The organism is Nonomuraea sp. NPDC051298, assembly GCF_055586305.1.
On the sequence record NZ_JBVJIM010000059.1, the window covers coordinates 1 to 5,057 of the forward strand.

A 5,057-nucleotide genomic window follows, 5' to 3' on the forward strand; every position below is an offset into this window, starting at 1 on the left:
TGTCCCGTCTCAATTGAGCTGGCGCAGTCTCAGTTGACCTGACGCATTCGACAGTTTTCTCAGTTGACCTGACACAAGATCGCTATAGTGCTCCCACTAGCGATCTTTGTGTGAGGTCGGATGGGCAACCCACTTCTGGCGCCTGAGCCCCTGGCGGCGCGGTTTGGCCTGCGCTTTTTGGATGAGGTGGATGGGCGGTTGCGCCAGCGGCAGGCACCGTTGGCGATCGCATGGAACACCCGTTTTGAGAGGGTTCAGCCCGTACGGCACTTCCCCTCCTACCGGGGCCAGCGCAACTTCTCGGGGTATTGGTGGTCATCCACGATGCGGGATCTGGTTGGGTTTGAGTCCTGGCTGGAGCGCGATCAAGTGATGATGCTCGACTTTGCGCCGGAGGTGAGCGCGTTCTCCTCCCAGCCGTTCTGGTTGACCTGGCCGGAGGGAGGCAAAACCCGCCGGCATGCTCCGGACTATTTCGCCAGGCTCACGGATGGGACCGGCGTCGTTATCGACGTTCGGGCAGATGACCAGATCGAGCCGAAGGACGCTGCGGCGTTTGCGGCCACTGAGGCGGCGTGCGAGACGGTGGGCTGGGCCTATCGACGTGTGGGAGCCGTTGATCCGGTACTGGCGGCGAACGTTCGGTGGTTGTCGGATTACAAGCAGTCCTATTGCCTCAACCCGGACCACGATGGTCCGCTGCGGAAGGCATTTGCCCAGGCCGCGCCGCTGCTGGAGACGGTTCGATCGGTGGGTGATCCGATGGCGGTGCTGCCGTCGGCGTTCCACCTGATGTGGTTGCAGGTTCTGCAGGCTGATCTGGCTAGGGCACCGTTAAGCGGCTCGATGTTCCTGGCTGTCGGGGACGGAGCGTGATGACGGTTTCGAGGCCGCCTGAGCTGAAGGCGGACGATGACGTGCTCGTCGGTGGTCGGCGGGCGACAGTTGTCGCGGTGACCGGGTCTGGGATCGAGTTAGAGGACATGGCGGGGGCTCGGTTCACGGTTACGCAGGGTGCGCTGTTCACCGATCTTGGATTTCGGATCATGGAGACTCCCAGTGCGCCACTCCCCCCGTCTGGGTTGCTGGATGGCGTGCCGGAAGAGGTGGCGGACAAGGCTCGCTGGTGGGAGCGGCACATCGTCGAGGTGCTGACCGGGTTGCCTCCGGGGGGCGAGGCAGGTTCGGGCATCAGGGCGGAATACGACCCTCGGACCAGCAGCCTGCGGCAGCGAGAGTTGGCCAAGCTCGAGGAACTGCATTCGGCGGGGCACGAAGTCGTGTTGCGCACGTTGCAGCGGTTTCGGCGCAGATACGAGACCGAAGGGCTCTGGGGGCTTGTTGATGCCCGATTCGCCCGGCAGTCCTCCCCCACGGGAAGGGCCGACCCGAGGGTTGTCGACGCTGTTGGCCAGGCCGTGCTGGAACAAACCGATGCGTCGACTGGCACCGTCGATCGGTTGCGACGGCGGGTTGAACAGATTCTGGTGGAAGCTGGGGTCAATCCCGCGGAGGTGATGCCGTCGCGGGCGGGGTTCTATCGGGTCGTGAGCGCGGTCTCGGCCGGCAAGCACACGTTCGGGTCGGCTCGCACGCGCCGGTCACTGGCCAAGCAGCCCGATCGCCCGTTCGGGACGGTGACGGCGATCCGGCCTGGTCAGTGGATGCAGATCGACTCTTCTCCGTTGAACATCGCAGTGCGGTTGGACAACGGCCTCATCGATCGCGTGGACCTGACCTGGATGATCGATCTGGCGACCAGGACGATTCCGGTGGCGGTGCTGCGGCCCTCGACCAAGGCTGTTGATGCTGCGTTGCTGCTGGCCCGTTCGCTGGCGCCGGAGCCGATGCGACCCGGCTGGGTGGATGCGTTGCGGATGTCGCGGTCGGTGCTGCCCCACCGCCGGTTGACCTCGATCGATCAGCGGCTGGCGGACGCGGCGGCGCGGCCGGTGATCGTGCCGGGCACGATCGTCTGCGACCACGGCATGGTCTATATGTCGCAGACCTTCCGCAACGCCTGCAGGGCGATGGGCATCAATGTTCAGCCCACGCACAAGGGGTCTCCGTGGGAGAAGGGCAACGTCGAGACCAGTTTCGCCGCCGTCGACACCTTGTTCGCCCAGTACGTGGCGGGATACGTGGGCAACAGCGTGGAGCATCGCGGCAAGGACGCCGACCAGGCCGCGGTTTGGTCGATGATCGAGTTGCAGGAGATGCTGGACGAGTGGTTGGTGGCCACGTGGCAGAACCGTCCGCATGACGGGTTGCGTGAGCCGCTCTCCCCAGGCAAGGCGCTCACTCCGAACGAGAAGTACGCCTCGTTGATCGAGGTCGCTGGCTATGTCCCGGTTCCTCTGTCGCAGAATGACTACATCGAGTTGCTTCCGGTGGAATGGCGGGCCATCAATTCCTACGGGATCAGGATCAAGCACAGGAAGTATGACAGCCGGGCGCTACGTCGTTACCGGAGGCAACACTCGGGGGTCGCTGCCAAGAAGGGGTTGTGGGAAGTGCACCGCGATCCCTATGACGTCTCGCGCATCTGGGTGCGCAATCACCGAGACGGCGGGTGGATCGAGGCCACGTGGACCTATTTGAACACCGGTCCCGTCCCCTTCGGGGATTTGGCCTGGGAGCACGCTCAGCGGATGCTGGCCCGCAGAGGCATCGACAAGCCGACCGAAGAGGAGATCGCCCGAGCTGCCAGCGATTTGCTCGATCGAGCCGAGCGCGGCCCTGACCGCGAAACGACGCGTCAAGACTTGCGGGTTGCCGCACGCACCCGGGCGACCACGAGCCAAGAGATCGCTGAAGCCTGGCCTCGCGCGCAGGCGGAGACGCCGGTTGCCGAGCCCTCGCCGCCTGAAGAGGACGCTGATGACGAATTTGACGATGAGGAGGAAGAGTTGGCCAAGGTGATCCCGCTGGGTGTCTTCGATGCTGCGGAGGAGGCCAAGAAGCGATGGTGAGCACTCCGGCCGGTGAGCCTGACGACGGATCTGACTTCGATCTCGACCGGCGGGAACCCACCATGACGCTGGCCCGCTGGCGACGGTTCGTTGACACGCAGCCGGCCGCGTTCACCTTGTTGCCCGACCAGCAGTGGATGGATCTGGACGACGAGCAGCACGACGCCTACGACGAGAACCGGATCAGCTATCACTCAGAAATGATCGTCGTCGCGACTTCCCTGGTCCGTCAGGTCGCCCGCCAGGGCAGGCTGCTGACCATGCTGAACCGGCGGGAGATCAGCGCCCGGCGCATGATGATCCTTAGCGGTCTGCAGACCACCGGCAAGACCACCGCGCTCAAGCAGCTTGGCCGCATGCACGAGCTTCGGCTCCGGGAACGGCAGCCGGGCCGGATGAGCGATCGGATCCCGGTCGTCTACGTCAGCACGCCGCCCAAGGGATCGCCTCGCAAACTGGCGGCAGAGTTCGCCCGTTTCCTCGGTCTTCCTCCAGTGAAGCGCATCTATAACACCACCGACATCACCGATGCCGTCTGCGAGATTCTGATCAAGGCCAAGGTCGAGCTGGTCCTGGTGGACGAGATTCACAATCTGAACCTCGCCACGGCAGCCGGCGAGGACATGTCCGACCACTTGAAATACTTCACCGAGCACCTCCCCGCCACCTTCGTCTATGCCGGGATCGACGTCCCGCGCAGATTGTCGGGTGTCCGCGGCGCTCAGATTCTGGGCCGCAGCGTGGTCATCAACACCGGTCCGATCCCCTACGGCGACGAATGGAAGGCGATGATCACCACCTTGGAGGACGCGTTACGGCTGCACCGGCACAAGGACGGCACGTTGCTCCGCAACGCCAAATACCTGCACCAGCGGACAGGCGGCATGATCGGCAGCCTTTCCCATCTCGTTCGAGCCTCAGCCCAGACGGCGATCCTGGAAGGCCAGGAGGCCATCACTCGCAAACTGATGGACACCATCCCCGTCGATTACATCGCCGAGTCGGACGGCGACACGGCGGCATGATGCCCTCCGATCCGGGCGCCCTCGGCGACTGGCTGGCCGTCAGCCGACTGCAACCGCTGCCCCAGAGCATTACACCCGTTCATGATGAAACCGTCACGTCCTACCTGATGCGACTGGCCCAGGCCAACAGCATGAACGGCTACCACCTGATCGACTACTTGAGGGGCAGCACGAGCCCCAGGATCCCCGTCCCGCCTGAAGTCGTCATCACCACCAGTGGCCAGCCGGCCCAGAGCATGCGTTACGCCATCCTCGAACTCTGCAGCGCCCAAGAACTCGCGTCGATGAGCGTCACGGGACGGCCGCGACCGCACTCGAGTATCACGTTCGTCAAATGCACCCGATGCACACGCGCTCGCGGCATTGATCACCCCGTCACTTGCTGGAGACGAGCGGAGGATGTCATCTGCCGCCGACACCGCCGTTGGATCGCAGGGCCCACACAGATCGACCTGGCCGGATTCGACGGCATCCTCCAGGCCAATCGCCAACATCGACGACTCATTCGACGGCACGGGCGATTCACCGTTCATCGCGCGTTCGAGCAGGCCCACAGCATCGTCGACGAATGGGCCACGCGCGGTTACCACCGCGCCCAGGTCGATAGGCTCATGCACCGCTTTCATGGCCCCTCCTGGCGCGTCCCACCAGATGATTCGACTCTTCAGGCAGCCAAGTATCCGCCGGCCGTCGCTCTGACACGGCTTCTGGCCTCACCCTTCTGGAAAGCACTCGCCCTCGACGTCACTGGCAACGCCATGTTCGTCCAGGAAGTGCGTCGCACCGTCGAACCCGACTACATCTGGGAATCGTCCTCCTACTCGCGCTACATCGACCCCTTGAGGCGCATGTTCCGGGAGGAACCAGAAGAGCGAGCACACGCGGCCAGACAGGCTGAGCACCGACGCGCCTACAACCTCCCAGAGCCGCTCACCGACACCATCGGATCCGATCGGTTGTGACAGTTCTACTGAGACGCCGTGCTCCTCGGGCGTCTCAGTAGAACTGTCACAACCGAGGTGGATGAGCCTCTCTGTGTCGCATCAATTGAGACGGGACA

The 5,057-nt window shown here is 63.9% G+C and carries 4 protein-coding genes; all 4 read left to right on the forward strand.

From position 1 onward, the window contains the following. Positions 1–120 precede the first annotated feature (120 nt). From ACZ6S0_RS52820 to ACZ6S0_RS52835, 4 genes are read left to right on the forward strand one after another with little or no spacing between them, the layout of a single operon-like run. Complete coding sequence (locus ACZ6S0_RS52820; RefSeq protein ID WP_465928726.1) at positions 121–876, forward strand: TnsA-like heteromeric transposase endonuclease subunit; 756 nt, start codon at positions 121–123, stop codon at positions 874–876. Beyond that, positions 876–2,972 carry a Mu transposase C-terminal domain-containing protein gene (locus ACZ6S0_RS52825; protein ID WP_465928728.1) on the forward strand — a complete coding sequence of 699 codons (2,097 nt, stop codon included), beginning with the start codon at positions 876–878 and terminating at the stop codon, positions 2,970–2,972. The genes ACZ6S0_RS52820 and ACZ6S0_RS52825 overlap by 1 nt, the downstream gene beginning before the upstream one ends. Continuing rightward, entirely contained in the window at positions 2,966–3,997 is a 1,032-nt protein-coding gene (locus ACZ6S0_RS52830; RefSeq protein ID WP_465928730.1) for a TniB family NTP-binding protein, read from the forward strand. The genes ACZ6S0_RS52825 and ACZ6S0_RS52830 overlap by 7 nt, the downstream gene beginning before the upstream one ends. Next, complete coding sequence (locus ACZ6S0_RS52835) at positions 3,994–4,959, forward strand: hypothetical protein (RefSeq protein ID WP_465928732.1); 966 nt, start codon at positions 3,994–3,996, stop codon at positions 4,957–4,959. Before ACZ6S0_RS52830 ends, ACZ6S0_RS52835 begins: the two co-directional genes overlap by 4 nt. The last annotated feature ends 98 nt before the right edge of the window (positions 4,960–5,057 follow it).